Source organism: Kitasatospora sp. NPDC058190, from assembly GCF_042883685.1.
Classification (GTDB): domain Bacteria; phylum Actinomycetota; class Actinomycetes; order Streptomycetales; family Streptomycetaceae; genus Kitasatospora.
Map to the genome: position 1 here is coordinate 74,866 of NZ_JBHVVI010000010.1, position 24,926 is coordinate 99,791.

Annotated in this window: 20 protein-coding genes; 14 read left to right on the top strand and 6 right to left on the bottom strand. The window is 74.0% G+C overall.

Going from position 1 to position 24,926, the window contains the following annotated elements; all coding sequences use genetic code 11:
• Nucleotides 1–284: 284 nt before the first annotated feature.
• The 3 genes from ACFVWU_RS07070 to ACFVWU_RS07080 all read left to right on the top strand — a co-directional run bounded on the left by ACFVWU_RS07070 (nt 285) and on the right by ACFVWU_RS07080 (nt 7,520).
• Nucleotides 285–3,620, top strand: coding sequence for an FtsX-like permease family protein (locus ACFVWU_RS07070; RefSeq protein ID WP_387616641.1), 3,336 nt, complete (start codon nt 285–287; stop codon nt 3,618–3,620).
• On the top strand, nt 3,617–6,436 hold the full coding sequence (locus ACFVWU_RS07075; protein ID WP_387616643.1) for a hypothetical protein: 2,820 nt from the start codon (nt 3,617–3,619) through the stop codon (nt 6,434–6,436). Before ACFVWU_RS07070 ends, ACFVWU_RS07075 begins: the two co-directional genes overlap by 4 nt.
• Before the next feature lie 94 nt (nt 6,437–6,530).
• Nucleotides 6,531–7,520 (top strand): ABC transporter ATP-binding protein, encoded by a 990-nt coding sequence (locus ACFVWU_RS07080; protein WP_387616645.1) that lies wholly within the window; start codon nt 6,531–6,533, stop codon nt 7,518–7,520.
• Between the two features lie 7 nt (nt 7,521–7,527).
• Here the strand turns inward: ACFVWU_RS07080 and ACFVWU_RS07085 are convergent, their stop codons facing one another.
• Complete coding sequence (locus tag ACFVWU_RS07085; RefSeq protein ID WP_387616647.1) at nt 7,528–7,710, bottom strand: hypothetical protein; 183 nt, start codon at nt 7,708–7,710, stop codon at nt 7,528–7,530.
• A 150-nt stretch (nt 7,711–7,860) separates the two neighbouring features.
• Complete coding sequence (locus ACFVWU_RS07090) at nt 7,861–9,504, bottom strand: AMP-binding protein (protein WP_387616649.1); 1,644 nt, start codon at nt 9,502–9,504, stop codon at nt 7,861–7,863.
• Nucleotides 9,505–9,615: 111 nt separating this feature from the next.
• Between ACFVWU_RS07090 and ACFVWU_RS07095 the strand changes: the two genes are divergently transcribed.
• The gene (locus ACFVWU_RS07095) at nt 9,616–10,119 is read left to right on the top strand and encodes a hypothetical protein (RefSeq protein ID WP_387616651.1); all 504 of its coding nucleotides are present in this window, start codon (nt 9,616–9,618) and stop codon (nt 10,117–10,119) included.
• Nucleotides 10,120–10,202: 83 nt separating this feature from the next.
• Here ACFVWU_RS07095 and ACFVWU_RS07100 read toward each other — a convergent pair whose 3' ends face one another.
• The 3 genes from ACFVWU_RS07100 to ACFVWU_RS07110 form a co-directional block, all read right to left on the bottom strand.
• Complete coding sequence (locus tag ACFVWU_RS07100) at nt 10,203–10,367, bottom strand: hypothetical protein (protein WP_387616653.1); 165 nt, start codon at nt 10,365–10,367, stop codon at nt 10,203–10,205.
• 454 nt (nt 10,368–10,821) lie between these two features.
• Nucleotides 10,822–11,676 carry an alpha/beta hydrolase gene (locus ACFVWU_RS07105; RefSeq protein WP_387616655.1) on the bottom strand — a complete coding sequence of 285 codons (855 nt, stop codon included), beginning with the start codon at nt 11,674–11,676 and terminating at the stop codon, nt 10,822–10,824.
• A 377-nt stretch (nt 11,677–12,053) separates the two neighbouring features.
• Entirely contained in the window at nt 12,054–13,082 is a 1,029-nt protein-coding gene (locus ACFVWU_RS07110) for a GlxA family transcriptional regulator (protein WP_387616656.1), read from the bottom strand.
• A 101-nt stretch (nt 13,083–13,183) separates the two neighbouring features.
• On the opposite strand from ACFVWU_RS07110, the gene ACFVWU_RS07115 reads away from it, so the two are divergent.
• The 9 genes from ACFVWU_RS07115 to ACFVWU_RS07155 all read left to right on the top strand — a co-directional run bounded on the left by ACFVWU_RS07115 (nt 13,184) and on the right by ACFVWU_RS07155 (nt 22,039).
• The gene (locus tag ACFVWU_RS07115) at nt 13,184–14,176 is read left to right on the top strand and encodes an NADP-dependent oxidoreductase (protein ID WP_387616658.1); all 993 of its coding nucleotides are present in this window, start codon (nt 13,184–13,186) and stop codon (nt 14,174–14,176) included.
• A gap of 321 nt (nt 14,177–14,497) precedes the next feature.
• A complete protein-coding gene (locus tag ACFVWU_RS07120; protein ID WP_387616660.1) occupies nt 14,498–15,142 on the top strand; it encodes an AAA family ATPase in 645 nt (214 codons plus the stop codon).
• A gap of 56 nt (nt 15,143–15,198) precedes the next feature.
• Nucleotides 15,199–15,744, top strand: a complete 546-nt coding sequence (locus ACFVWU_RS07125; protein ID WP_387616662.1) for a GNAT family N-acetyltransferase — start codon at nt 15,199–15,201, stop codon at nt 15,742–15,744.
• Between the two features lie 246 nt (nt 15,745–15,990).
• Entirely contained in the window at nt 15,991–16,755 is a 765-nt protein-coding gene (locus tag ACFVWU_RS07130) for a thioesterase II family protein (protein WP_387616664.1), read from the top strand.
• A gap of 98 nt (nt 16,756–16,853) precedes the next feature.
• Complete coding sequence (locus ACFVWU_RS07135) at nt 16,854–18,116, top strand: styrene monooxygenase/indole monooxygenase family protein (RefSeq protein ID WP_387616666.1); 1,263 nt, start codon at nt 16,854–16,856, stop codon at nt 18,114–18,116.
• 121 nt (nt 18,117–18,237) lie between these two features.
• Entirely contained in the window at nt 18,238–18,693 is a 456-nt protein-coding gene (locus tag ACFVWU_RS07140) for an archease (RefSeq protein ID WP_387616668.1), read from the top strand.
• 36 nt (nt 18,694–18,729) lie between these two features.
• Nucleotides 18,730–20,166, top strand: a complete 1,437-nt coding sequence (locus ACFVWU_RS07145; protein ID WP_387616670.1) for an RtcB family protein — start codon at nt 18,730–18,732, stop codon at nt 20,164–20,166.
• Nucleotides 20,167–20,264: 98 nt separating this feature from the next.
• Nucleotides 20,265–21,209, top strand: a complete 945-nt coding sequence (locus tag ACFVWU_RS07150; protein ID WP_387616672.1) for an ABC transporter ATP-binding protein — start codon at nt 20,265–20,267, stop codon at nt 21,207–21,209.
• A complete protein-coding gene (locus ACFVWU_RS07155; RefSeq protein WP_387616674.1) occupies nt 21,206–22,039 on the top strand; it encodes an ABC transporter permease subunit in 834 nt (277 codons plus the stop codon). The genes ACFVWU_RS07150 and ACFVWU_RS07155 overlap by 4 nt, the downstream gene beginning before the upstream one ends.
• A 50-nt stretch (nt 22,040–22,089) precedes the next feature.
• Here the strand turns inward: ACFVWU_RS07155 and ACFVWU_RS07160 are convergent, their stop codons facing one another.
• The gene (locus ACFVWU_RS07160; protein ID WP_387616676.1) at nt 22,090–23,805 is read right to left on the bottom strand and encodes a carboxylesterase/lipase family protein; all 1,716 of its coding nucleotides are present in this window, start codon (nt 23,803–23,805) and stop codon (nt 22,090–22,092) included.
• Between ACFVWU_RS07160 and ACFVWU_RS07165 the strand changes: the two genes are divergently transcribed.
• On the top strand, nt 23,804–24,850 hold the full coding sequence (locus tag ACFVWU_RS07165; RefSeq protein WP_387616678.1) for a TIGR03617 family F420-dependent LLM class oxidoreductase: 1,047 nt from the start codon (nt 23,804–23,806) through the stop codon (nt 24,848–24,850). The genes ACFVWU_RS07160 and ACFVWU_RS07165 overlap by 2 nt on opposite strands.
• The last annotated feature ends 76 nt before the right edge of the window (nt 24,851–24,926 follow it).

Sequence of the window (24,926 nt, forward strand, 5' to 3'; positions counted from 1 at the left end):
TGTGGTGAGGCCGAAGTTGTGAAGTGTGCATGGCATTTTGGCGGCCCGCCCCCGGCGGTGATGCTACCAATGCAAGGAATTTGCTCATCACTTACTTGATTCGCGCAAGTCCCTTCCGTTCCTGGATCGAATCTGACAGCATCGTCCGCTATCCGGCGACTGATTGCCGGTGATCACTGCGCCGGTGTGCTCGTGGGGTGTCCATCTGTGGCTGTTTTGTGCCCGGATCGGACCGACGGGTGGGGCCGGGATGCGACTGGGGACGTGACCGGGGGAGGAATTCGATGCTCGGCTTCGTCGTGCGCAGACTGCGCGGGCGACTGCCGCTGGCTGCTGCCGTCCTGTTGACGGTGCTGATCACCACGGCGGTCCTGACCGCCTTGGTGACCTTCAACAGCGGTGTCGGCCAGGCCGGCCTGCGGCAGGCGCTCCAAGGACCCGGTCACGCCCGGACCACGGTGGTGGTGACCGCCGAACACGGGCTGGACCAGCGGGCCAAGGACGAGGAGGCGCTCGCCGCCTATCGGCAGAAGCTCTTCGGCAGCCTGCCCGTGCGCACCGACAGCCTGCTGCGCAGTCGCTCCTACGGCCTGCCGGGCGCCGGAGCCACAGCGGGTGTGGCAGGTGCGACCGGTGATGCCGCGTCAGCCGACCAGTCGGCGGCCAACGCCAAGGTTGACCTGACGGTCCTCGCCGACGTCGACCGCGGCCGGGCCCGCCTGGTCGCCGGCGCCTGGCCGGGAGTCGCCGCCGGGCCGGTCCAGTCCACCGCCCCGCAGGTCGCCGTGCCGCAGAGCATGCTGACCCGGCTGGGCATCGGCGAACAGGCGCTGCCCGCCGATGTCCAGCTCACCGACCGGCTCGGCGGCAAGCCGCTGACAGTGCGGGTCACCGGCGCCTACCGGGCCACCGACCCCTCCGACCCGTACTGGCGGATCGACCCGGTCGGCGGCCACGAGGTCGAGGTCGGCGGTTTCACCACCTTCGGCCCGATGATGGTCGACCAGAGCGTCTTCACCGCGGGCGGCCTGCCGCAGAGCAGCCGCGGCTGGCTGCTCGACGCCGACTTCGCGGGCGTCGACCAGGACACGGCCCAGGCCATCGGCGACCGCGCCAAGGGACTGGGCGAGGATCTGCGGAAGGCCGCGTCACTCGGTGCCGTGACGGAACTTCCGGACGTCGTGAGCGAGTTGTCGGCCAGCCTTTTGGTCGCCCGGTCCACCCTGCTGATCGGCGCCCTTCAACTCGCCGTCCTCGCGACGGCGGCCCTGCTGCTGGTCGTCCGGCTGATCTCGGCCCGCCAGGAGCGGGAGAGCGAGCTGCTCGCCGCCCGCGGCGCCTCCGGCATCCGGCTCGGCGGCCTCACCGCCCTGGAGCTGGTGCTGCTCGCCATTCCGGCGGCGGCGTTCGCGCCCCTGCTCACCCCCTTCCTGGTCCGCGTCCTGGCCGGTCTCGGGCGCTCCCATCAGGTGGTCCTGGACACCGCCATCGGCTGGACGCTCTGGCCGGTGGCCGTGCTCTGCGCCGTCGCCTGCATCCTGCTGGCCACCGCCCCGAGCCTGCTGCGCGGTGCCGGCGCCGCCCTTCGCCTGCGCGGCGGCCGCCGCCAGGCCCTGGTCTCCGGCATCGCCCGCAACGGCGGCGACCTCGCCGTGCTGGCCCTGGCCGTGCTCGCCTACCAGCAGCTCGACCAGTACGGCGGGGGGCTGTCCGCGGACTCCTCCGGCCGACTCGGCGTCGACCTGCTGCTGGTCGCCACCCCCACCTTGGCCCTGTGCGCGGGCACCTTGGTGGTGCTGCGCCTGCTGCCGCTCGCCGCCAGGCTGGGCGCCCGGGTGGCCGCCCGCGGCCGAGGCCTCGGCCCGGCGCTGGTCGGCTGGCAGCTGGCCCGTCAACCCGCCCGCGCCACCGGCCCGGTGCTGCTGCTCGTGCTGGCCGTGGCCACCGGGGTGCTCGCCATCGGCCAACACGCCACCTGGACCGCCTCCCAGCGTGACCAGGCCGCCTTCGCCACGGGCGGCGGACTGCGGATCTCCGCCTCGCACGGCTCCCTGATGGGGCAGGGCGGTCGGTTCGGGGCCCTGCCCGGCGGCGACCGGCTGATCCCGGTGGCCCGCGAGGAGCAGCCGCTGCCCACCGGTACCGGCCAGGTGCTCGCCGTGGACACCGCCGCCCTCACCGATCGCGTCCCGCTTCGCGGCGACCTGCTCGGCGGGCACACCGCGGACGAACTGTTCCGCCCGCTCGCCCAGCCCGTTCCCACCGGGCCCCAGGGCGGGCTCCCGTTGCCCGGCCACCCGCTGCGGATCGACGCCGACCTGTCCATCCGCCAGGACTTCCACGGGACGATCCTGCTGTCCGGCACCAGGTACCCGGTGTCCCCGTACCCCCCGGAGGTGACGCTCCTGCTGCGGGACCGCTTCGGCTACGTCCACAAGGTTCCGTTCGCCGGCCTGCCGGTCAGCGGCGAGCTGCGCGCCTCGGCTCCGCTGAGCGCGCTGGTCGACGCCCCGATGGGCTCCGCCGCAGCGCCGCTGACCGTGGTCGGGGCGACGGTGTCCTTCAGTGACCGGGCCGACGGCGAGGTCACCGTCCGCCGGCTGGCCGTCTCGGACACCGCCGACGGACCCGCGACCGAGGTCCCGCTGCCGACCGGCCTCTCCTGGAAAGGCGACGTGGTCGACGCCCCGGCGAGCCAGGCCAGGACCGGGCCGCTCGTCACCGTCCGGCCCGAACCGGCGGACGCCGACCGGCTGTTCACCGTCGACTACAGCTTCGCCAACGGCACCGGAGACGCCTACCGCGCCGTCCTCAGCCCGGCCGGGGCGACCGCGCCGACGGTCGTCTCCGGCGTCGCCACCCGTGACTACCTCAAGCTGGTCGGCGCTTCGACCGGTGACACCGTGCAGGTGCCGTTCGCCGGGACCGTCCTCCCGGTCAAGATCACCGGAGCGGTCGAGGCCGTGCCGGTGGCCGGTCGCAGCGCGCTCGTCATCGACCTGGCCACCACCGCGCGCCTGTTGGCCGCCCAGGGCCGCTCCCTGCCCAGCCACGCCGAGTGGTGGCTGCCCGCCACCGGGCCGGGCGACCGCACCCCGGCCCAGGCTGCGGCCGCCCTGCGGGCCGCCCCCGGCTCCCAGGACGTCCAGCTCTACGACGAGGTCTCCGCGGGGCTGCTCGGCGACCCGGTGGGCGCCGCCCCGCAGAACGCGCTGATGGCCGTCGCCGTCGCCGCCGCCGTGCTCGCCGCGATCGGCTTCGTCGCCGCCGTGGCCGGATCCGCCCACGAGCGCGCGCGGGACTCCGCCCTGCTGCTCGCCCTCGGCGCGCGCCGCAAGCAGGTCACCCGCACCATCACCGCCGAACAGGCGCTGCTGGTCGGGCTCGGCGGTGCCGTCGGCCTCGCCCTCGGCACCCTGCTCGTCCATCTGATCGTGCCGTTCGTGGTCCTGACACCCGCCGCCCGCCGACCGGTGCCCGAGGCCCTGATCGAGCTGCCGGTCGGCCAGGCCCTGCTGTTCGCGTCCGCGATCGCCGTCGTCCCGCTGCTGTCGGCCTTCCTCATCGGACGCCGCCGTCGAGACGTGGCCGCCCGGCTGCGCCACGTGGAGGAGATGTGACCACCAAGGCCGGGACCACCGTGCCCACCACCGCGCCCACCCCCACGCCCGTCCACCGTCCGGCGCCCTGGGTCCGCACCAGGCTGCGTGCGATGCCGCTGGCCGGCGTGCTCATGGCGGCCCTCGCCCTCGTCACCGTCTTCCTGGCCGCGGCCCTCCCCCGCGTCGCCGACCGGGGCGCGGACGCCGCGCTCCAGGACTTCGTGCGCCAGAAGGGCCTCAACCCGACCAGCCTGCAGAGCACCTCCAAGACCCGTGCCGCCGACACCGCCGCCGACCTCGACGCCGTGCAGCAGACGCTCACCGCGAAGGTCGGCCGGGAGCTGACGTTGGCCCCGGAGGGCGCGGCCAACGGCACCCGCGCCCTGACTCCGGGCGGCATGTTCAATCCCGGGTACGCCCGGATCGCCGACAGCGAACCGCCCATCCTCACCCTGCTCTACCTGCACGACCTGGCGGCCCGGGCCACCCTCACCGACGGAACGTGGCCGACCCCCGCCACCGGCGACGGCCCGCTGCCGATCGTCGTGAGCAAGAAGGCCGCCGAGACCATCCACATCAAACTCGGCGACATCCTCGACAACGGCACCGAGGGGCCGGGTACCAAGCGGAACACCGTGGTGGTCGGCCTCTACCAGGTCAACGAGCCCCAGGACCCGTTCTGGGACGACCTCGGTTGCCCGGCCCGCGCCTGCCTGAAGCCGACTACCGGGCACGAGCACTGGGAGACCAGCGGTTTCGTCGACGGCGGCAGCCTGCCCGCGATGGCCCACTGGGGCTCGGGCGGCCAGAACTTCTGGCGGCTGCCCGTCGACCCCGCCTCCCTGCGCGCCGACCAGATCGACCGGAACCGCGGCGTCGTCACCTCGTTCCTGACCGGGTCCGGAGCCACGGTCCTGGCCTCCGCGACCGGGCGCGCCGACCTGCACACCACCTCGAACCTGCCGGACATCCTCACCCGAGCGGACGCCCGCTACCAGGCGGCGCTGCCGCTGGGCACGATCGGCCCGGTCGGCGTCGCCGGGGTCGCCACCGTGGTGCTGTGTCTGGCCGCCGCCCTCGCGACCGACCGGCGCACCGCCGAGATCCGGCTGCTGCGGGCCCGCGGCGGCTCCCGCGCCGGGGTGCTGCTGCGCCTGCTCGGCGAGGGCGCGGCAACCGTGCTGCCCGCCGCGGTGCTCGGTACGACCCTCGCCCTGGTGCTGCTGCCCACCCCCCGGTGGGGCTACGCGGTACTGGCGGCCCTCGCCGCGACCCTGCTGGCCCTGCTGGCCTTCCCGGCCCGCGCCGCCCTGCTGTGGTCCCGCCGCCGGGCCCCCGGGGGCTGGCGCCGGGCGGTCGGTGAGCTGGCCGTCCTGGTCGTCACCGCCGCGGCCGTGGCCGAGGTCCGCCGCCGCGGCGTCGGCCACTCCAACGGCGGACTGGATCCGCTGCTGGTCGCCGCCCCGCTGCTGCTCGCCGTCACCGGTGGGCTGTTGCTGGCCCGGATCGAGCCGCTCGTGGTCGGTTGGCTGGCCTCACTCGCCGGTCGCGGCCGGGGCCTGATCGGCTTCCTCGGTCTCGCCCGGGCAGCCCGTGACACCTCGGGCCGCCGCCGCCCCTCCGCGCTGCCGCTGCTCGCCCTGCTGATCGCCGTCACCACGACCGGGTTCGGCGCCACCGTGCTCGACACCGTCGACCACGTCCGGACCCGCGCCGCACGCATCACGACGGGCGGGGACATCGCGGTCTCCCTCCCGGACTACGGCAGCCTGTCCGAGTCGTTCACCAAGGCAGCCGGAGCCCTGCCGGGTGTCCGGGCGTCGACCGGGGCCTGGGTCGAGCCCAAGGCCCGTTTCGTCGGCGCCGACGGCGACTACACGGAGGCCATCCTGGTGGCCGTCGAACCGACCGCGTACGCCGAGATCGCCCGGACGCTCGGGGTCGGCGAGTTCGACCCGGCGAAGCTCTCCGCCGCCCCCGGCGGCCCGGACGCCCCGCTTCCCGCGCTGTTCAGCCGCGACCTGGTCAAGCGCCTGGCCGCCGGTACGCCCGAGGTCCGCACCCCCAACGGGAACGGCCTGCGCGCCACCGTGGCCGGGATCGTCGCCGCCAGCCCGGCCGTCCCGGACCCGGGCAAGCCGTTCGTCGTGGTGCCCGCCGGTCCCGCCTGGGAGCGCCTGCCGGAGCCCAAGCGGATGAACAAGTGGTTCGCTGTCGGTGACCCGGACCCGGAGCAGGTCAGGTCGACGCTGCGGGACAACGGCGTGACCCAGCCGACCGGCCTGTCCAAGCTGGTCGCGGACGACGCCGCGGCCGCCGGCAAGGGCAGTCACGGACTGCCCGCGGGGTACACGGTGCACAGCAGCCGGGAACTGGCCGACCAACTCGCCGACGACCCGCTGCAGCACGCCGCCGGGCGGCTGTTCTGGTACGCCGCCGCCGCCGGCGCCGGGTTCGCCCTGCTCGCCGTGCTGCTGACGCTGTTCCGGGCCGTGCCCGACCGTACGGCCGTGCTCGCCCGGCTGCGCACCATGGGCCTGCGGCCCCGGCAGGGGCTGGCGCTGATCGTCGCCGAGGCGCTGCCGCAGACCCTGGCGGCGGCCGTCGGCGGTGGTCTGGTCGCGGTGGCGGCGGTCGGACTGCTGGGCGGTGCCTTCGACATCTCGACGCTGGTCGGGGCCAGGGTCGGGGACGCCATCAGCCCCGCGCTGATGCCGGTGCTGCTGCCCACGGTGGGCCTGGGCGTGCTGGTCGGCCTCGGGGTGGTGCTGGAGACGCTGGTCGCCGGTCGGCGTCAGATCGCCACCGAACTGCGGGCGGGGGAGCAGTCATGACGCCGGGACCAGCGGCACGGGCCGTGACAGTGGAGACCACCGGAAGTCGGCAGACAGCCGGGACCAGCCAGACCGTCGAGACAGGAGACCAGCGGTGAACAGCAGCGCCCAGGAGCGGCCGGCCGTCGAGGCCCCCAGTCTGCAGGAGCTCCGGCAGCGGGCGCTCGCCGCCGCCTCGCCCACGGCGTACGGAGCGGGCGCGGCCATCGTCTGCGACCGGTTGGTGCGGATCTTCAGCGCCGAGGGGATCGAGGTCCAGGCGCTGCAGGGCCTGGAACTGACCATCCAGCAGGGGGATCTGGTGGCCCTGGTCGGCGCTTCCGGCAGCGGCAAGTCCACCCTGCTCACCATCCTGGCCGGGCTGGACGTGCCGACGGCCGGCACCGCCACCGTGGCCGGCTGTGACCTGCTGGAGATGTCCACCAAGGAGCGGCTGCGCTACCGGCGCGAGGTGGTCGGCTTCATCTGGCAGCAGACCGCCCGCAACCTGCTGCCCTTCCTGACCGCCGCCGAGAACATCGCCCTGCCGATGCAGCTGCGCGGCCGCCGCTCCGGGGCCGGGGGGTCGAAGCAACGGGCCGGCCGGGTGGCCGAGTTGATGGAGGCGCTGGAGATCGGGAACCTCGCCCACCGGCGCCCCGGCGAGCTGTCCGGCGGCCAGCAGCAACGGGTCGCGATCGCGGTGGCGATGGCCAACAACCCGCCGGTGCTGCTCGCCGACGAGCCGACCGGTGAGCTGGACTCCGAGACCGGCTCGGTGATCTTCGAGGCCTTCCGCACCGTCAACCGGGAACTCGGCGCCACCGTCGTCATCGTCACCCACGACCCGATGGTCGCGGGCGAGGTGCGCCGCACGGTCGCCATCCGGGACGGGCGGACCAGCAGCGAGGTGCTGCGTCGCACCGTGACGGACGAGCACGGCGAGGAGTCGATCAACGAACGCGAGTACGTGATGCTGGACCGTACCGGGCGGGTCCAGCTGCCGGTCAAGTTCCTGGAGGCGCTCGGGATGGAGCACCGGGTGGCGGTCGACCTCGCGGCCGATCACATCGAGGTCCGGCCGGACGACCTCGCCGGTCACTGACCCGGCCTCAGCAGTCGCCGCCCGTCCGATGGAAGAGGCCGCTGCTCTCGGCGTCCCTCCGGAGGTCGGGCGGCGCGGCCCCGGCGCCGCGATCCCCTCGGGAGGTGGCGGTGCAGAGGGCGAAGACGAGCACGGCACTGGCCGCCACGGCGAGGATGCCCAGTGCGGTGAGGACGCGTAGCCAGGTCAAGGATGTGCCTCCTGGAGACGGTGCGAGGGAACGCCGCCGGGGTGTATCGGCAGTTCGGCCCGCACGGTCGAGTGCCCACGGTCGGTTCTTCCCGCCGACCGCCGCGCGAGAGGTCGCCCGCGCGGGCGCTCGATGCGTTGGCTGGGCGCGTCACACCCCCTCGCGCGCCCCTGTGGCGCTGACCGGCCGTCCGGGCCGTCCGGGCCGTCCGGGCTGTCCGGGCTGTCCGGGCTGTCCTGGCCCTTCGGCCAGTTCGGTCCGTTCGGCTCGTTCGGTCCGTCCGGTCCGTCCGGTCCGTTCGGCCGCCAGGGCGCGGAGCGTGGGCAGGTCCGGCTTGCCCAGGCCGTTCAGCGGGATCGCCGGAAGGAGGAGGACGGCGTCCGGAGCGCACCGGGGGTCCCCGCGCTCACCCACCCAGCGGCGCAGTTGCTCCGCCGTCACCCGCGCGCCCGGGGTGAGGGCCACCGCGGCGTGCACCCGCCCCAGGCGCTCCGGGTCGGCGGTCGTGAAGATCACCGCCTCGCGGACGTCCGGATGCATCCGCAGGGTTTCCTCGACCTCCAGGGGGAACACATTGTGCCCCCCGACGATCGCCATCGGGTCCCGCCGCCCGGCCACCGTCAGATAGCCGGCGGCGTCCAGACTGCCCAGGTCACCGGTGTGCAGCCAGCCGTCCCGCAACACCCGCTCGGTCAGCTCCGGATCGCGCCAGTAGCCGGCCGTCGCGGTCGGGGTGCGCACGCAGATCTCCCCGGTCCGGCCCGGCGGCAACGGCGCGCCCTCCTCGTCCAGGACCCGTACCGCGGTGTCCGGGTACGGACGCCCGGCGGTGGTCAGCAGACGCGGCGCGAGGTGCTCGTCCGGGCTCAGCCGGGAGACCGGGCCGCACTCCGTCAGGCTGTAGGTCTGGTGCAGCACCCGGCCCAGCCGCCGGGTCGCCTCCGCCAGCCGCCGTGGCGAGGGCGGGCAGCCGGTGTAGCCGACCCGGCGCAGACTGCCGGTGTCGGTCGCGGCCAGCAGGGGGTGGTCCAGCAGCGCGTGGAGCAGGTGCGGCGACAGGTGCACCCGGGACACCCGGTACCGTTCGATCGCCGCCAGCACCTCGGCGGCGTCGAAGCCCTCCTGCAGTACCACCGTGCCGCCCGCCGCCAGCGCGAGGTCCGCCGTCGTACCGCCGCCGTGGCAGAGCGGAGTGCAGAGCAGGAAGGACGCCCCGGACAGCAGCGCGGGCCGCGGCGGGCGCGCGAAGCGCTGCAGCACGCCCTTCGGCCGCCCCGTGGTGCCACTGGTGAACCGCACGGCCATCACGTCCGCGGGCCGGTAGCGGGGCTCCAGCGGCGCGGGCGAGCAGGCCGCGGCGAGCTCCGGCAGGTCGAAGCCGAGCGCCGTCGGGCCGAGAGCGAACACGCCGGCGGACGGAAGCGCCCGTGCGATCGCGCCGGCCGAGGTGGAGCAGGTCGACGGGTCGAACACCAGCGCCGTCGTCTCGACGAACTCCGCCAGGGCCACCAGCTCGGAGACCGGGCTGTCCGGGAACGGCATCGCCACCCGGCACCCGATCAGGTTCGCGGCCAGCCGCACCAACAGCGCCTCCGGCCGGTTCCCGGCCAGCACCGTCACCCCGTCCCCGCGCCCCAGCCCCGCCCGCTCCAGCGCGCGGGCCGTCCGGAACACCGTGTCCAGGCAGTCCTGTCCGGTCAGCGCCTCGCCCCCGCACCGCAGCGCCACCCGCCCCGGCTCCCGCGCCAGCCCGTCCAGCACCAGTCCGGTGGACGTCGGACCTGCCTCTGTCATGCATACTCCCCTGTCTGACGGTGCGTCAGCCTAGTGGGTGCCGGCACCGCGAGTGCGCTACGGTCCTTCGTGGTCACATCGGTAACGGCGCGGCAGCGGAGGCGAGGGCCCGTGGGCGAAGGGTCGATAGCGGAACTCGAACAGCGCGCCGCCCGGGCGGAGACCGGGAGCCACGAGCTGGAACGGATCCGGCAGACCGCCCAACTCCACGCCTACCAGGACGACGAACCCGAGCCCGCCCGCCTGCGCTGGGCCCGCCTGTCACTGGCCGCCAACCGCCGGACACACGGCGACGGCCCCTGGGGCGAGGCCGGCCGACGCCTGCAGGAGTTCATGCTGCGCACCTGGGTGATCACCCGGCTCGGCCCCGGCGACGAACCCGAGTGGCACCCGGAAGCGCTCGCCGCCGACACCCTCGTGGCCCTCGCCCTCCACCCCTCCGAGGCGGCCGCCCTCGCCGAGGGCTGGCGCGATCTCCCGGTCGAGCGCATCGGCGAACTGCGCCGCCACAAGAACCTGACCGCCCACCTCGCCACCCTGCTGCCCCTCCTCCCGGCCGGCCCGACCAAGACCCGCCTGCTCGCCTGGAACGAGATCCGCGCGCAGCTGCCCTGAGGTCCGCCCGTGTCGCCGACTTCAGCGCCGGCCGCGCGTCAGTCGTCCAGGAGCCTTGAGTCGGCGTGCCCGGCTCGTCGGGCTCAGTGGCGGCAGGTGTCGAGACTCGCGTCAGCGGCGCCCTCGCGGTCGCCCGCTCGGTGAGGCGCGGCTGCGACCGCGCCGTCGAGTCCGTCGTTCAGGCCGGTGTCGGTGCCGGTGCCGGTCGACGTCCCGACGGGGAGCGGGTAGGCGGTTCCGGCGGTCACGGGGATTGACGGGTTTTCAGCACATCCGGAAAACCGAACCCATTCGAGTTCTGCTTCTGGTCGTTGCATCGGCCTCGACCTGGGCTTCCGTGCGCCACCATGCGAGGGGCGGCCGCCGGAAGCAGGTGAAGGCCGTGCATGTGACGGCGCGGCGCAGTGCGTCGCAGAGCCGGCGCGGCTCGATTCCGCTGCCGCCGTCGCGCATGCGTGCGCTGTTCGCCGGCGGATTCCATCGGCACTACACGACGAGCAGCGGAGGCGGAAGTGATCGAATCCAGCAGTCAGTCGAAGGCTCACGAGGTCGCGGTCATCGGCTGTGGCCTGATGGGTGCGGCTCCTGTTGTCCGGTGACCCTGAAGCTCGAGCGTGTGTCATCGAACTTCGAGCCGGCCACGGCGGCACGAGCCGCCGTGGCCTTGGTGTCGTCGCCGGGCCGTGCTCCTCCTGCCCCCGGCTACCCCGCCAGTGCTGCGAGTTCACCCAGGGCTCGGGCCGCTGCTGCCGGGTCGACCAGCCACTTCAGGTGACTGCCCTCAAGGGTGCGGACGTCGTACGGGTTGCCCGGCGTCAGCGCGTTGCCCTCGCGGATCAGCCGGTCCTGTATGGCGAGCGGCAGGCTCGTGTCGCCGGCCAAGCGGACGTAGGTCTTCGGGATGCGGCCCCAGGTCTCGGCCTGTGCCCGGTCGGCGGAGGTGCCGGCGTCCAGGTTCTCGTCGGGCTGGAAGGTGTTCAGGAAGGCCAGGAACTCCTCGTCGGTGCCGTCAGCGAGGAAGGCCGCCTTGAAGGCCGCGAGGGCGTCCGGATTCGCGGTGCGGAAGTTGACGCGGAGCAGACCGAGTTCGGCCGGGTTCCCGGCCAGCGCCAGGCCCAGGGAGGCGGCGTCGACCGTGGCCATCTCCGGCTCGGCGTAGTAGTCGTTGACGTCGAGATCGACAGGGCACCAAGCCGAGACGTAGACGATGCGGTCGATCAGGTCGGGCCGTGCGTTGGCCGCTGCGGTGGCCGTGATGCCGCCGCGGCTGTGGGAGACGAGGATCACCGGCCCGTTCTGCTTGGCCCTTTCGAGGATCCCGATCAGGTGCGCGGCATTGTCGGCGAGCGTGACGCCCTTGATCGAGCCGGGCGCCGTGGCGAGCCCTTCGAGATCTTGTGGCGCCTGGTAGGCACGCGTGTAGGTCGCCTCGAAACCATGGCCGGGCAGATCGACGGCGACCGAACGGTGTCCGAGGAGGCCGAGTTCGGCCTGGAGTGGTGCGAATGAGAAGGAGTTCGAAAAGGCTCCGTGAACCAGTACGAACGTCGGTTGCATCTGTCTACTCACTTTCTGACGTCCTGTGGCATCGGCGGCACGTGCGTCGCTGGTCCCGGCCCGCAGCCACCTGCTCGGACCGGACGTTCCGGCAGGACCAGAGCGGGCGTCGTCGGACCCGGACGCTGCCTTCGAAGGAGCCACGATCAAACGCACCGACGGCCGAATCCCCGTACGCACCCGCGAGCTCCCCACCGCCACCCCCGACACATGGGCACCCCATGCCACTCAAGCTTCGATGGCACAAACCTAACGATCATCAAGGTTCAGTGGCAATGATCAAGGTTCGATGGCGCAGGACACTTGCGCGGACGTTCGCGAAGAGCCAGCCCCGGTCTCGTGGGACGGTGCGTCCCCGCCCCCCGGTTGCGAGGGCATCACCTCGTGGCCACCGGTGCGGCGCCCCGTGCCGGATCGCGGTGGCGGCCGGCCGGTTCGCGGCGGCGGCCCTGGAAGGTGCGGCGGTACGCGGCGGGTGAGACGCCGATCGTGGCGGCCAGGTGCTGGCGCAGCGAGGAGGCGCTGCCGAACCCTGCGTGCTCGGCGACCCGGTCCACCGGCAGGTCGCTGGACTCCAGCAGCCCGCGGGCGAGTTCGAGCCGCTGGGTGGTGAGCCACTGGCCGGGGGTCTGGCCGGTCTCGGCGAGGAAACGGCGGCTGAAGGTGCGCACGCTCATGCCCGCCTGGGCGGCCAACTCGGCGAGCTGGATGGGCCGGTGGAGCTGCCCAAGGGCCCACTCGCGCGCCCCGGCGGTGTCGCTGCCGGTGGCCGCGGGGACGGGCCGGGCGATGTACTGCGCCTGGCCGCCGTCGCGCCACGGCGGGACGACGCACAGGCGGGCGACCCGGTTGGCGATCTCGCTGCCGTGGTCGCGGCGGATCAGGTGCAGGCACAGGTCCATTCCGGCGGCGGCGCCGGCTGAGGTGAGGACGTCGTCGTCGTCCACGTAGAGCACGTCGGGGTCGAGCGGGGTCCGCGGGTACAGCTCGCGGAAGCGCTCGGCGTGGAACCAGTGCGTGGTGGCGGGTCGGCCGTCGAGCAGCCCGGCCGCGGCGAGGACGAAGGAGGCCGTGCAGATCGACACCACGCGGGTGCCGGGCCGGAGCCGGGCCAGAGCGGCAGCGACCGGCTCAGGGAGCGGGTCGCTGCCACCGACCGGGTCGTCGATGGCCGGCACGATCAGGGTGTCCGCGGTGGCGATCACGCTCGCGTCGTGCTCGACGGCGATCGAGAAGTCCTCGCTGGTGCGCACCGGCCGGCCGTCCGGGGTGCAGGTGACCACCTCGTAGAGCCGATTGCGGTCCCGGTCGCGGGCGAGGCCGAAGGCCTTCGCGGGGATGCCGAGTTCGAAGGGGATGACGCCGGGGAGGGCGAGGACGACGACGCGGTGCACGGCGTGCTGCATGGCCGGATTCTCTCACTCATTGGCGATCTGGCCACTCGTTTCGATTGATCGGCGGCGTCAGGCTGTGGATCAGCCGCGAACGAGACGGGGAGTGATTCCGAATGGCGCAGAACACGGCGCAGAACATGGCGCAGCAGACGACGGAGAAGACGACGGAGAAGATGACGGCCGTGGCCTTCGAGGAGCCGGGCGGGCCGGAGTTCCTGAAGGTCGTGGAGCGGGAGCGGCCGGTACCCGGTCCGACGGAGATCCTGGTCCGGGTGCACGCGGCCGGCGTCAACCCGGTGGACTGGAAGACCCGGTCGGTCGGTGCCCTGTTCGTCCCCGGTGACGGCGTCGTGGGGTGGGACGTCTCGGGTGTGGTGGAGGCTGTCGGCCTCGGCGTGACGATCTTCCGGCCGGGTGACGAGGTGTACGGCATGCCCGGCTTCCCGCGGATGGTCGGCGGCTACGCGCAGTACGTGGCCGCCCCGGCACGCCACTTCGCCCCCAAGCCGGCCGGGCTCGACCACGTGCGGGCGGCCGCCCTGCCACTGGCCGCCCTGACGGCCTGGCAGGCCCTGGTGGACACGGCGGCCCTGCGCGAGGGGCAGCGGGTCCTGGTGCACGCCGCGGCGGGTGGCGTGGGGCACCTGGCGGTGCAGATCGCCAAGGCGTACGGCGCGTACGTCATCGGCACGGCCAGCGCGGGCAAGCACGAGTTCGTGCGGGGGCTGGGCGCGGACGAGGTGATCGACTACACGGCGGTCGACTTCGCCTCGGTGGTCTCCGACGTGGACGTGGTGATCGACCCGATCGCCGGGGACTACCAGGAGCGCTCGTTGTCGGTGCTGCGGGACGGCGGCACGCTGATCACCCTCCCGGCCCGCGAGACCGGCGAGCTCGCCGCGGCCGCGGCCGCGCGCTCCATCCGCTCGGGCTTCATGCTGGTCGAGCCCGACCGGCGTGCGCTGCTGGCCGTCACGGAGCTGGTCGAGACCGGCAGGCTGAAGGTCCACGTCGACGCCGTCTTCCCGCTGGCGGACGCCGCCAAGGCCCACGAACTCGGCGAATCCGGGCGGGTCACGGGGAAGTTGGTGCTCACCGTCGATTGAGTCGATTGAGTCGATCGGGGCCCGGGCTGCCGGGCGGTGAGTCGCGGGACCGGGGAACGAGCACGGGTGTGTTGAGCACGGCTTACCCCTTCGGGAACGGGGCGGCCCAAGGGGCAGCTGGGACCAGAACGGAGACCGCGGGACGAAGAAGGCCCCGACCGGAGACCCGGTCGGGGCCTTCGACCGCCTTCCTGGGCGGAGGCGGAGGATGCGGGATTCGAACTCGTGCGGGGTTGCCCCTGGCGTGCTTTCCGAGCGCGCGTTTCCGGCGGCCCGGAAGGGTGTTGTTAGGGTTCCGGGTCGGATGCGGACGGGGGAGTGGTGGGCGGCACGGTGGACGGGACGGTGGTGCCGTGGGGAGTGGTGGACCTGCGGGGGATGGGTGGGGCGGGGTTCGTGGTGGCGTATCCGGCTGATGCCGTGGTGGTGGTGTCGGGGTTGCCGGGGGCTGGGAAGAGCACCTTGCTGCGGCGCTGGGGCGGGGGTGCGGTGCGGGCGGTGGATCCTCGCGGGGTGCACGAGGCCTGTGAGGCGGTGATGCCGGGGTGGTTGCCGTACGCGGTGTACCGGCCGTGGGCGCGGGTGGAGCACTTCCGGTTGTTGCGCGGGTCGGTGCGGCGGGGTGGGCCGTTGTTGGTGCACGACTGCGGTAGCCGGGCGTGGATGCGGCGGTGGCTCGCACGGGAGGCCGGACGGCGGGGGCGTGAGCTGCACCTGGTGTTGTTGGACGTCGGTGCGGATGCCGCGCTCGATGGGCAGCGGGCGCGTGGGCGGCATGCCTCGGCCCGGGTGTTCGCCCGGCACCGTCGGGGTTTGGGGCGGCTGTTGGCGGCGTTCGCGGTGGGCGGGTCGATGCCGACGCCGGAGGCGGTGTCGGTGCTGCTGCTCGATGGGGTCTCCCGTTCGCGGGCGGAGGCGGTGCGGTTCGTAGCGGGCTTGAGTGGCGGGCTTGAGCGGCGGGCTTGAGCAGCGGGTTTGAGCAGCGGGCTTGAAACGCGGTGGCGGAAGGGGAGGATGGACGGATGGTGATGATCGATACCCCCCGTCTCGTCCTGCGCCGCTGGCGAGAGAGCGATGTGCCGGCGATGGCCGCGGTGAACGCGGACCCCGAGGTGATGCGGTGGATCCGTGACGGGCGGGTCCTCGGCCCGGAGGAGACCCGCCTGTGGATCGGGCGGATCGAGAGGAACTGGGAGGCCGAGGGCTTCGGCCTGTTCGCGGTGGAGTGGCGGGCGAGTGGTGAACTCGTCGGGTTCACGGGCCTGGCCGTTCCGACCTTCCTTCCTGAGGTGCTGCCCGCCGTGGAGATCGGCTGGCGGCTCGGCCGACCGTTCTGGGGTCGGGGCATCGCCACCGAGGCGGCGACGGCGGTGCTGCGGTTCGGGTTCGAAGGGCGCGGCCTGGAGCGGATCATCAGCATCGCCCAGGTCGGCAACTCCGCCTCCGAGCGCGTCATGGCCAAACTCGGCCTGCGACCCGAACGCGAGACGACCGCCCCGGGTAGCGGCCGCGTCGTGCGGGTCCACGAACTGACCCGGGGGGAACACCTGTCCCGCCGTCAGGGGTGAGCGGGAGAACCGTTCGCCGCGGGGCGCGGCTCGGTCTCGGTGCTGGACCGCGCCGCCGTCCTGGAGACCCCGACCGGTCCGGTCACCGAGCTGCAGGTGTACGGGTACGGGGACATAGGACGAGGGACGGGCGGGTGTGACCTGATGAAGTGATCTGGGTAACACGCCGTAATCGCCCCCGCCGTCGCGAGCACACTGCGAGACTGGGGCGAGCAGAGTACGTCACGGAGAGAGGCCACACCCCGCATGCCCAGCAGCGCCGCCGTCGACAACCCGTGGTTCCGCCGGTTCAACCCGTCCGACTCCGCACCGGCCCGGGTCGTGATCTTCCCGCACGCCGGTGGCTCGGCCAGCTACTACCTGGACCACGCCAACGCGCTCGCGCCGTACGCGGACGTGCTCGCGGTCCAGTACCCGGGGCGGCAGAACCGCTTCGCGGAACCGCCGATCGACTCGGTGCCGGAGCTCGCCGAGCAGGCCTACCGGGAGCTGCGGGAGTGGGCGGACCGGCCGCTCGTCTTCTTCGGGCACAGCATGGGCGCGGCCGTCGCCTTCGAGGTGACCCGGCGCTTCGCCGGGGACGGCCTGGCGGGGCCCGAGCGGCTGTTCGTGTCGGCGGGCCGCGCACCCTCGCTGCCCCGGGAGAGCAGGATTCACCAGCTGTCGGACGACGGCATGCTCAAGGAGATCGTCGGGCTCGGCGGGACGGATGAACAGATCCTCACCATCCCGGCGCTGCGCGAGCTGATCATCCCGGCGCTGCGGGCCGACTACACCGCCATCGAGACCTACTGCGCGCCCCTGGACGCCGTCGTCACCCAGCCGATCGTCGGTCTGGTGGGGGAGAGCGACGGCAATGCGACGGTCGAGCAGGTCGCCCAGTGGGAGCGGCACACCACCGGCGGCTTCGACCTGCGAGTTTTTCCGGGCGGGCACTTCTACGTGGCGGACCAGGTCGACGCCGTGGTGCGGCTGATCACTGCACATCTGGACGGCCGGAACCGCCTTTAGCACCGAGGTCGGAACCGCCGTCAGAACCCTGTCGGCGGACTGACCGCTGGGCTAGGGTTCCTGCTGACGCAACGTCAGCAGACCACCGGGAGGGCGCCATGCGCCGGATCGCCGTCGTCGGAGCGGGCCAGGCCGGCCTGCAGCTCGCGCTCGGGCTGGTGGCCGACGGGTACGGGGTGACGCTGGTGGCCGAGCGCACCCCGGAGCAGGTGCGTGGCGGGCGGGTGCTGTCCACCCAGGCGATGTTCGGCCCGGCGCTGCGGATCGAGGCGGCTGCCGGGCTGGACCTGTGGGCGGACGAGGCGCCGGCGGTCTCGTCGGTGGAGGCGGTGCTCGCGGCGCCGCCGGCCACCCGGGCACTCGCGTTCACCATGACGCTGGACGAGCCGGCCCAGTCGGTGGACCAGCGGATCAAGCTGGCCCGCTGGCTGGAACTGCTCGCGGAACGTGGCGGCCGGGTCGAGTATCGCTCGCTGGACCGGGCCGGGCTGCACGAACTGGCCCGGGGACACGAGCTGACCGTGGTCGCGGCCGGTCGCGGCGAGCTGGCCGGGATCTTCGAGCGCCACGCCGCCCGCTCGCCCTTCGACCGGCCGCAGCGCGCGCTGTCCTGCCTGTACGCGCACGGTGTCGGCGCGCCCGACCCGGCCGCCGGGCCCAGGGCGCGCATGCACGCCCTGCCCGGCCTCGGCGAGCTGTACCTGCAGCCGGCGCTGACGTTCTCCGGTCCCTGCGACATCCTGCTGTGGGAGGCGCTGCCCGGCGGGCCGCTGGACGCGTTCGGCGACGGCCCGGCACCCGACGTCCAACTGGCCCGGATCCGCGAGCTGTTGGCCGAGTACCTGCCCTGGGAGGCGGAGCTCTGGCGCGCGGCCGAGCCGACCGACGCCGGGGCCGGGCTGTGGGGCGCGGTGACCCCGACGGTGCGCCGCCCGGTGGCGGAGCTGGGTTCGGGCGTCGACGCCGTTCACGTCCTCGGCCTCGGCGACGCCGTGGTGGTCAACGACCCGATCACCGGGCAGGGCGCCAACGGCGCCGCCCGCGCGGCGGAGGCGTACCGGCGGGCCATCGTCGAGCACGGGGCGGCCCCGTTCACGGCGGACTGGATGTGCCGCACAGCCGAACGGTTCTGGCAGCAACACGCCCGCCACACCGTGGAGTTCACGGCGTCGATGCTCACCATGCCGGACCATCTGCAGGGCGTCTTCGCGGCCGCCGCCGAGCACGAGCAGGTCGCCCGCCGGCTCGCCAACACCTACGCCGAGCCGAGCGACCACGCCGCCTGGCTGGCCACGCCGGGGCTTACCGCCGCGTACCTCTCGTCGGTCGGAGACCAGCCGCACCCGTCCGTCGGAGCATAGCCGCGGCCGGCGGTCGGAAGGCGGCCGCACCCGGCGGTCGGGGACCAGCCGCACTTGCCCCCGGACCGCCCCCGGGACGACTCTGGAGGGAAGACGGCAACGGGTGCGGGAGGCGTCGCTCGTGGACGGTCACGAGCCCGCGGGCCGGTCCGGCAGCGGCCACCGGAGCGTGCCGCACACGGCGGACCTGCGGGTGGAGGCATGGGCGCCGACAGCCGAGGGCTGCATCGGCGAGCTGGTGCACGCCGTCGTCGGCACCTTCGCCGACCTGTCCGGTGCGCGGATCGTCGGCGAGCGCGGCTGCACCGTGCTCGCGGCGAGCGACCCGGACCTGCTCGCGGGCGTCCTGGAGGAGGTCATCTACCGGATGGACGCCGACGGCGAACTGCCGGTCGCGCTCGCCTTCGGGCCGATCAAGGGCCTGGACGGCGCCCGGAGCGTCGAGGTCCGGTTCCGGATGGCCGATGCCGCCACCGCCGCGCTGGTCGGCGCGGTACCGAAGGCCGTCTCGTTGCACGGCCTGGAGCTGAGCGCCGGGCCGGGCGGTTGGACCTGCGCCGCCACGGTGGACGTCTAGCCGCGGTGGACGGATGGTACGTGCTGCGGGAGCGGGGTGAGCGAGGTGGAGATCGCACTGGCCGAGGCGGGCCGCTGCCGCTGGCGGATCGATCCGCGACCGCCGATGCGGGTGCCGGGCGTGGTGTTCGCGACCGACGCGCTGCTGCCGCAGGCCGCCGGGGACAAGGCGCTGGAGCAGGTCGCCAACGTGGCGACGCTGCCCGGGATCGTCCGCGCCTCCTACGCGATGCCCGATGTGCACTGGGGCTACGGCTTCCCGATCGGCGGGGTCGCCGCCACCGACGTCGACCAGGGCGGGGTGGTCTCGCCCGGCGGGGTCGGCTTCGACATCTCCTGCGGGGTCCGGTTGCTCGCCGCCGGGGTCACCCGGGAGGAGCTCGACGTCGAGCGGATCCGCCGTCTGATGGACCTGCTGGACCACAGCGTCCCGCGCGGACTCGGCCGCGGTGGCCTCTGGCACCTCGCCGGGCCGGAGGAACTCGACGACCTGCTGCTCGGCGGCGCCCGCTACGCCGTCGAGCACGGCCACGGTGTGCCGCGCGACCTGGAGCGCTGCGAGGACCGCGGCGTGCTGGCGGGCGCGGCCCCGGGCGAGGTGAGCACCCGGGCCGTCGAGCGCGGGCTGCAGCAGGTCGGCAGCCTCGGCTCGGCCAACCACTTCCTGGAGGTGCAGGCCGTCGACAGGGTGCACGACCCGGAGACGGCGGCCGCCTTCGGGCTGCGGCCGGGCCAGGTCTGCGTCATGATCCACTGCGGTTCGCGCGGCCTGGGTCACCAGATCTGCACCGACCACGTCCGCGCCATGGACCGCGAGCTGCACCGCTACCGGATCGAGCTCCCGGACCGCCAACTCGCCTGCACCCCGGTCGACTCCCCGCGCGGGCGCGCCTACCTGGGCGCCATGACCGCCGCCGCCAACTACGGGCGGGCCAACCGGCAGCTGCTCTCCGAGGCCGCCCGCCGCGCCTTCGCCACCGCGCTCGGGGTCGGGCTGGAGCTGGTCTACGACGTGTCGCACAACCTCGCCAAGCTGGAGACCCACGAGGTGGACGGCGCGCCGCGGAAGCTCTGCGTGCACCGCAAGGGCGCCACCAGGGCCCTGCCGCCCGGCGACCCCGAACTGCCCGCCGACCTGGCCGAGGCCGGGCAGCCGGTGCTGGTGCCGGGGACGATGGGCACCGCCTCGTACGTCATGGTCGGTCTGCCCGGAAACGAGGCCTTCCGTTCCGCGTGCCACGGCGCCGGGCGGGTGTGGAGCCGCCACCAGGCGCTGCGGATGGTGCGCGGCGAGCGGCTCAAGGGCGACCTGGAGGCGCGCGGCATCGCGGTGCGCCCCGCCTCGATGCGGGCGCTGGCCGAGGAGACGCCCGAGGCGTACAAGGACGTGGACGCGGTGGCCGCCGTCACCGAGGCCGCGGGGCTCGCCCGGCAGGTCGCCCGCCTGGTGCCGCTGGGCGTGTGCAAGGGGTGAGCGCGCGGAAGCGGCCCGGCCGTGTCTCTCGACTGGCCGGGGGCACCCACGCTTGGATGTCCGACACGCATCCGAGGGGGTAGCCACAGGAGGTGGGCATGCCCGGGAACGCAACCGCACCGGTGATCGAACTGACCGCGCTCACCAAGCGGTACGGTGCCACGGTCGGCATCGAGGACCTGGACGTCACGGTCGAGGCCGGTGAGGTGTTCGGCCTGCTCGGCCCCAACGGCGCCGGGAAGACCACCACCCTGCGCTGCCTGGTCGGCCTGCTCGGCCCCAGTGACGGCCGGGTGCGGGTGCTCGGTCTGGACCCGGTGGCCGACCACCGGCGGCTCGCCCCCGCGCTCGGCTACCTGCCCGGCGAACTGCGGCTCTACCCCGAGCTCACCGGGCAGCAGACGCTCGACCTGCTCGCCGCCCTCCAGGGTGCCCCGGTGCCCCGGCAGCGCGAGCTGTGCGAGCGGCTGAAGCTCTACCCGGCCGACCTCGCCCGGCCGGTGGGGGAGTACTCGCGCGGCATGAAGCAGAAGCTCGGGCTGGTTCAGTCGCTCCAGCACACGCCCGCCGTGGTGGTGCTGGACGAACCCAGTGAGGGGCTGGACCCGCTGCTCCAGGAGACCTTCTTCGAACTGCTCGCCGAGGAGACCGCGGCCGGGCGCACCGTGCTGCTCTCCAGCCACGTGTTGCCCGAGGTGCAGCGGACCTGCGGCCGGGTCGCCATCGTCCGCCGGGGCCGGCTGGTGACCGTCCGCTCGGTGGCCGAGCTGCGCCGGGCGCGGGCGCGGCGGGTACGCCTGCTCTTCGCCGACGGGCAGGGCGCCCGTCCGCTCGGTACCGCCGAACGCTGGTCGCCGCGCTGGGACGGCCGGCGGGTGGAGCTGCTGGTGCCGCCCGACGAGGTGGTCCCGGCCGTACGGGGCCTGCTCGCCGAACTGCCGGTCGCCGACCTGACCGTGGAGGAGGCGGGCCTGGACGAGGCCTTCCTCGACCTCTACCGCTCGACCGACCAGGAGGCCGTCGAAGGGGATGAGGCGCGATGACCCCCGGCACCGTCAGCCGCCGACTCCCCCTGGTCTGGCTCGCCCTGCACCGGCGGCGCCGGATGCTGACCACCCTGCTGCTCGGCATGGTCGTCTTCGAGACGCTGATCGTGGTGATCGCCGGCACCGTCCCGCCCACCGAGCTGTTCGGCGCCCGCCGCACCCCGCCCGGCGCGTTCAAGGCCTTCAGCGGCTCCAACAGCGATGTCTCCATCGCCAGTTACCCCGGGCTGCTCGGCGCCGGGCTCACCCACCCGTTCTGGATCGCGCTCCAGCTCACCGTGATCGGCTCGCTCGGGGCCGCCGCCGTCGCGGCCGACGTCGAGTCCGGCACCATCGAGTTGCTGATGACCCGTCCACTCTCCCGGCGCCGGCTGCTCGCCGAACGGGCCGGCGCGCTGATCGCCGCCTCGGTGCTCCTCAACGCGGCCGCCACGCTGACCGTCGCGCTCGGGGTGGCCTTCTCGCCGAAGCTGCGCGACGCGGTACCGGAGGGCGGGGTGTTCACTGCCGGACTGCTGGGCTGCGCCTTGGCGTTCTGCCTGACCGGGCCGGTGCTGGCGGTGTCCGCGCTCAGCCGGCGGCGGGCGTACGTGATCGGTGCGGCGGTGGCCTTCGGCGCGGCCGGCTTCGCGCTCAACTTCGTCGCCCTGGCCTGGTCCCCGGCGGAACCGCTGCGCTACCTCAGCCCGTTCCACTACTACGCGCCGGGGGACCTGCTCGCGCACGGCGGGGTGCCGTGGGCGGCGCTGGGGGTGCTGCTCGGGGTGGGGCTGCTCGGCTTGCTGGCGGCCTTCCGGCTGCTGGAGCGACGGGACCTGGCGATCTGACGTCGCCGAGTCCGCCGCTCCCGCCGCTCCGGCCGTTCTCGCCGTTCTCGTCAGACGAGGTCGAAGGCGGTGGGGGTGCGCCCCGACCAGATGTCGCGGCAGGCCTGCTCGGGGTAGCGGACGGTCTCCGAGCGGGTGTCGAACACCCGGGTGAGCTGCCGCTCCGGCTCGTAGCGGGCCCATCCGGGGTCGCCGGTGGAGACGAACCGGATCCAGGCCCGCTGCAGCTCGCAGGAGAGCTCGACCGTCGCCGGGCCGGGCGGGTCGCCGAGGAAGTGCCGGCCGATCGGGCTGTCCAGGGTGCCGAAGGCCGGCGGGACGTCCAGTCCGTGGCAGGCGCCGAGCACTCCGCCCAGGGCGGGGGCGGGGAAGGCCAGTTCGAAGAGGTAGGAGCTGCCGCCGGCCGCGGCGTTGCCCTCGGCGAGGTGGAGCGAGGGCATCCGGAACAGGGCATCGGAGCTGACGGCTTCGAGCAGGTCCTCGGGCGTGGCGTCCGGCAGGGCGGTGCGGTAGGCGTCCGGACCGTCCGGGCGCGGGGCGAGCTGGGCCAGGGCGGTGCGGGCCTCCTCCTCGGTGAAGGTGCCGTGCCGGCCGGCCAGGACGCTGAACAGGCGGAACTCGTCGCGGGTGTGACCGACCAGCAGCTCGATCCCGGCGGCGCGTCCGGCGGCCAGGGCGGCCCAGGGCTCCCCGGCCAGGACCTCGCCGTCGACCACCGGGACGGTCGCGACGCCGGTCTGCGCGAGCCGCCCCCAGCGCGCGAGGTGTTCCGGCAGTGCGGTACCGAGGTCGGTGACCGCCGCGGCCAGGCGCCAGGGATCGACCTCGGCGAGGCCGGCGGCGGTGGGGGCCGTGCCGAGTCGGTTCGCCAGGGCGGCGGTGACCTCGGCGGCCAGTGCGGGGGCGCAGAGGTTGCCCCCCACGGTGTGGGCGACGGCCCGGCGGAACAGGCCGCGCGCCCGGCTCATCGTGAGCAGCGCGGCGACCGACGAGGCACCGGCCGACTGACCGGCGATGGTCACCCGGCCGGGGTCGCCGCCGAAGCCGGCGATGTTGAGCTGGACCCATTCCAGGGCCGCGATCTGGTCGAGGAAGGCGCGGTTGGCCGGGGCTCCCTCGAGGAGCGCGAAACCCTCCGCGCCCACCCGGTAGTTGACGCTCACCACGACCAGCCCGGCCCGGGCCAGCTCGGTCGGGTCGTACAGCGGGTCGCCCGAGGTCCCCGAGATGAAGGCGCCGCCGTGGATCCAGACCAGCACCGGCAGTCCGGCCGCGCCCGGGTCCGGGGTGCAGACGTTGAGCGTCAGCCAGTCGGTGCCCTGGGTCGGCGCGGCCGGCAGCGGTCCGGACTGGGGGACGACGGGGCCGAACGTGAAGGCCTCGCGGACGCCGTCCCAGCGCTCGGGCGGGGCGGGGGCGGCGAAGCGGAGCGGTCCGACCGGCGGCCGGGCGTAGGGGACGCCGCGGACGACCGGGAGCCCCCGGTCCAGGAAGCCGCGGAGGGTTCCCTCGGCGGTGTGGGCGACGGGCTGATCGCGGGGGACCGCGACCCGGTGGTGGAGACGGACCTGCTGCTCGCGCTGACCGGGTTCACCACGCTGCTGGAGCTGAACGTGATCGAGCCGCCCGCCGTGCTCGCCGCCGTCGACCGGCACCTGGACCGGCTGTTCACGGTCGGGGCGGCGGTCGAGGCGGGTCGGAGCGGCGCTGACGGCGTGGCAGGCTAGCCGGGAAGCACCGCAGCCCGCGACCAGGAGCACCGCCATGGACCGACCCGCCGCCCTCCGCCTCGACGCCACCGCCTCCGGGCATCCGGCGGGCATTCTCGACGCCGCCGAGCAGGCCGAACGCCGGGGCATGGACCGGCTGGTGGTCGCCGAGACGGCGTACGACCCGTTCCTCCAGCTCGCCCGGGCCGCCGACCGCACCGAGTCGATCGAACTGGCCACCGGCATCGCGGTGGCCTTCGCCCGTACCCCGATGACGCTGGCGTACCAGGCCTGGGGGCTGCACGCGGCCTCCGGCGGACGGGCCGTGATCGGGCTGGGCTCGCAGGTCAAGCCGCACATCGAGAAGCGCTTCGGGATGCCCTGGGACCGTCCGGCCGCCCGGATGCGCGAGTACGTGCAGGCGGTGCGGGCGATCTGGCACAGCTGGCAGACCGGTGAACGGCTGCGCTTCCGGGGCGAGTTCTACACCCACACGGTGATGACGCCGGTGTTCTCGCCGGATCCGGTCCCGGCCGGGGTGCCCCGGATCCTGCTGGCGGGCGTCGGGCCGCTGATGACCCGCACCGCGGGGGCCGTGGCCGACGGCTTCCTCAGCCACCCGTTCTCCTCGACCGCCTACCTGGCCGAGCAGGTGCTGCCCGGCCTGACCGAGGAGCGCGAGCGGGCCGAGGCGGACGGCGCCGCATGGACGGGGCGGCCGTTCGAGATCGTCGGCAACGTGCTCACCGCCACCGGCCGCACCGAGGAGGAGCTCGCCGCCAACCGGGCCGGGGTGCGTGAGCGGCTCGCCTTCTACGCCTCCACTCCTGCCTACCGCCCGGTGCTGGCGCAGCACGGCTGGGAGGGGCTGCAGGAGGAGCTGCACACCCACTCGGTGCGCGGGCGCTGGGCGGAGATGGCCGCGTTGATCGACGACGAGGTGTTCGACACCTTCGCGGTGTCCGGCTCGGTGGAGGAGGTCGCGCGGGAGATCCACCGCCGCTACACGGGGCTGGTCACCCGGCTGTCCGTCAACCTGCCGGAGGACGCGGACCCGGGGCTCGGGCTGGACGTGCTGGAGGCGGTGCGGGCGCTGGGCTGAGCGGAAGTGGGCCGGCTTCGGCCATGGAGGCGCGCTGATCGATCAGGACGAGGTCAAGATCGGGCACCTTCGATCA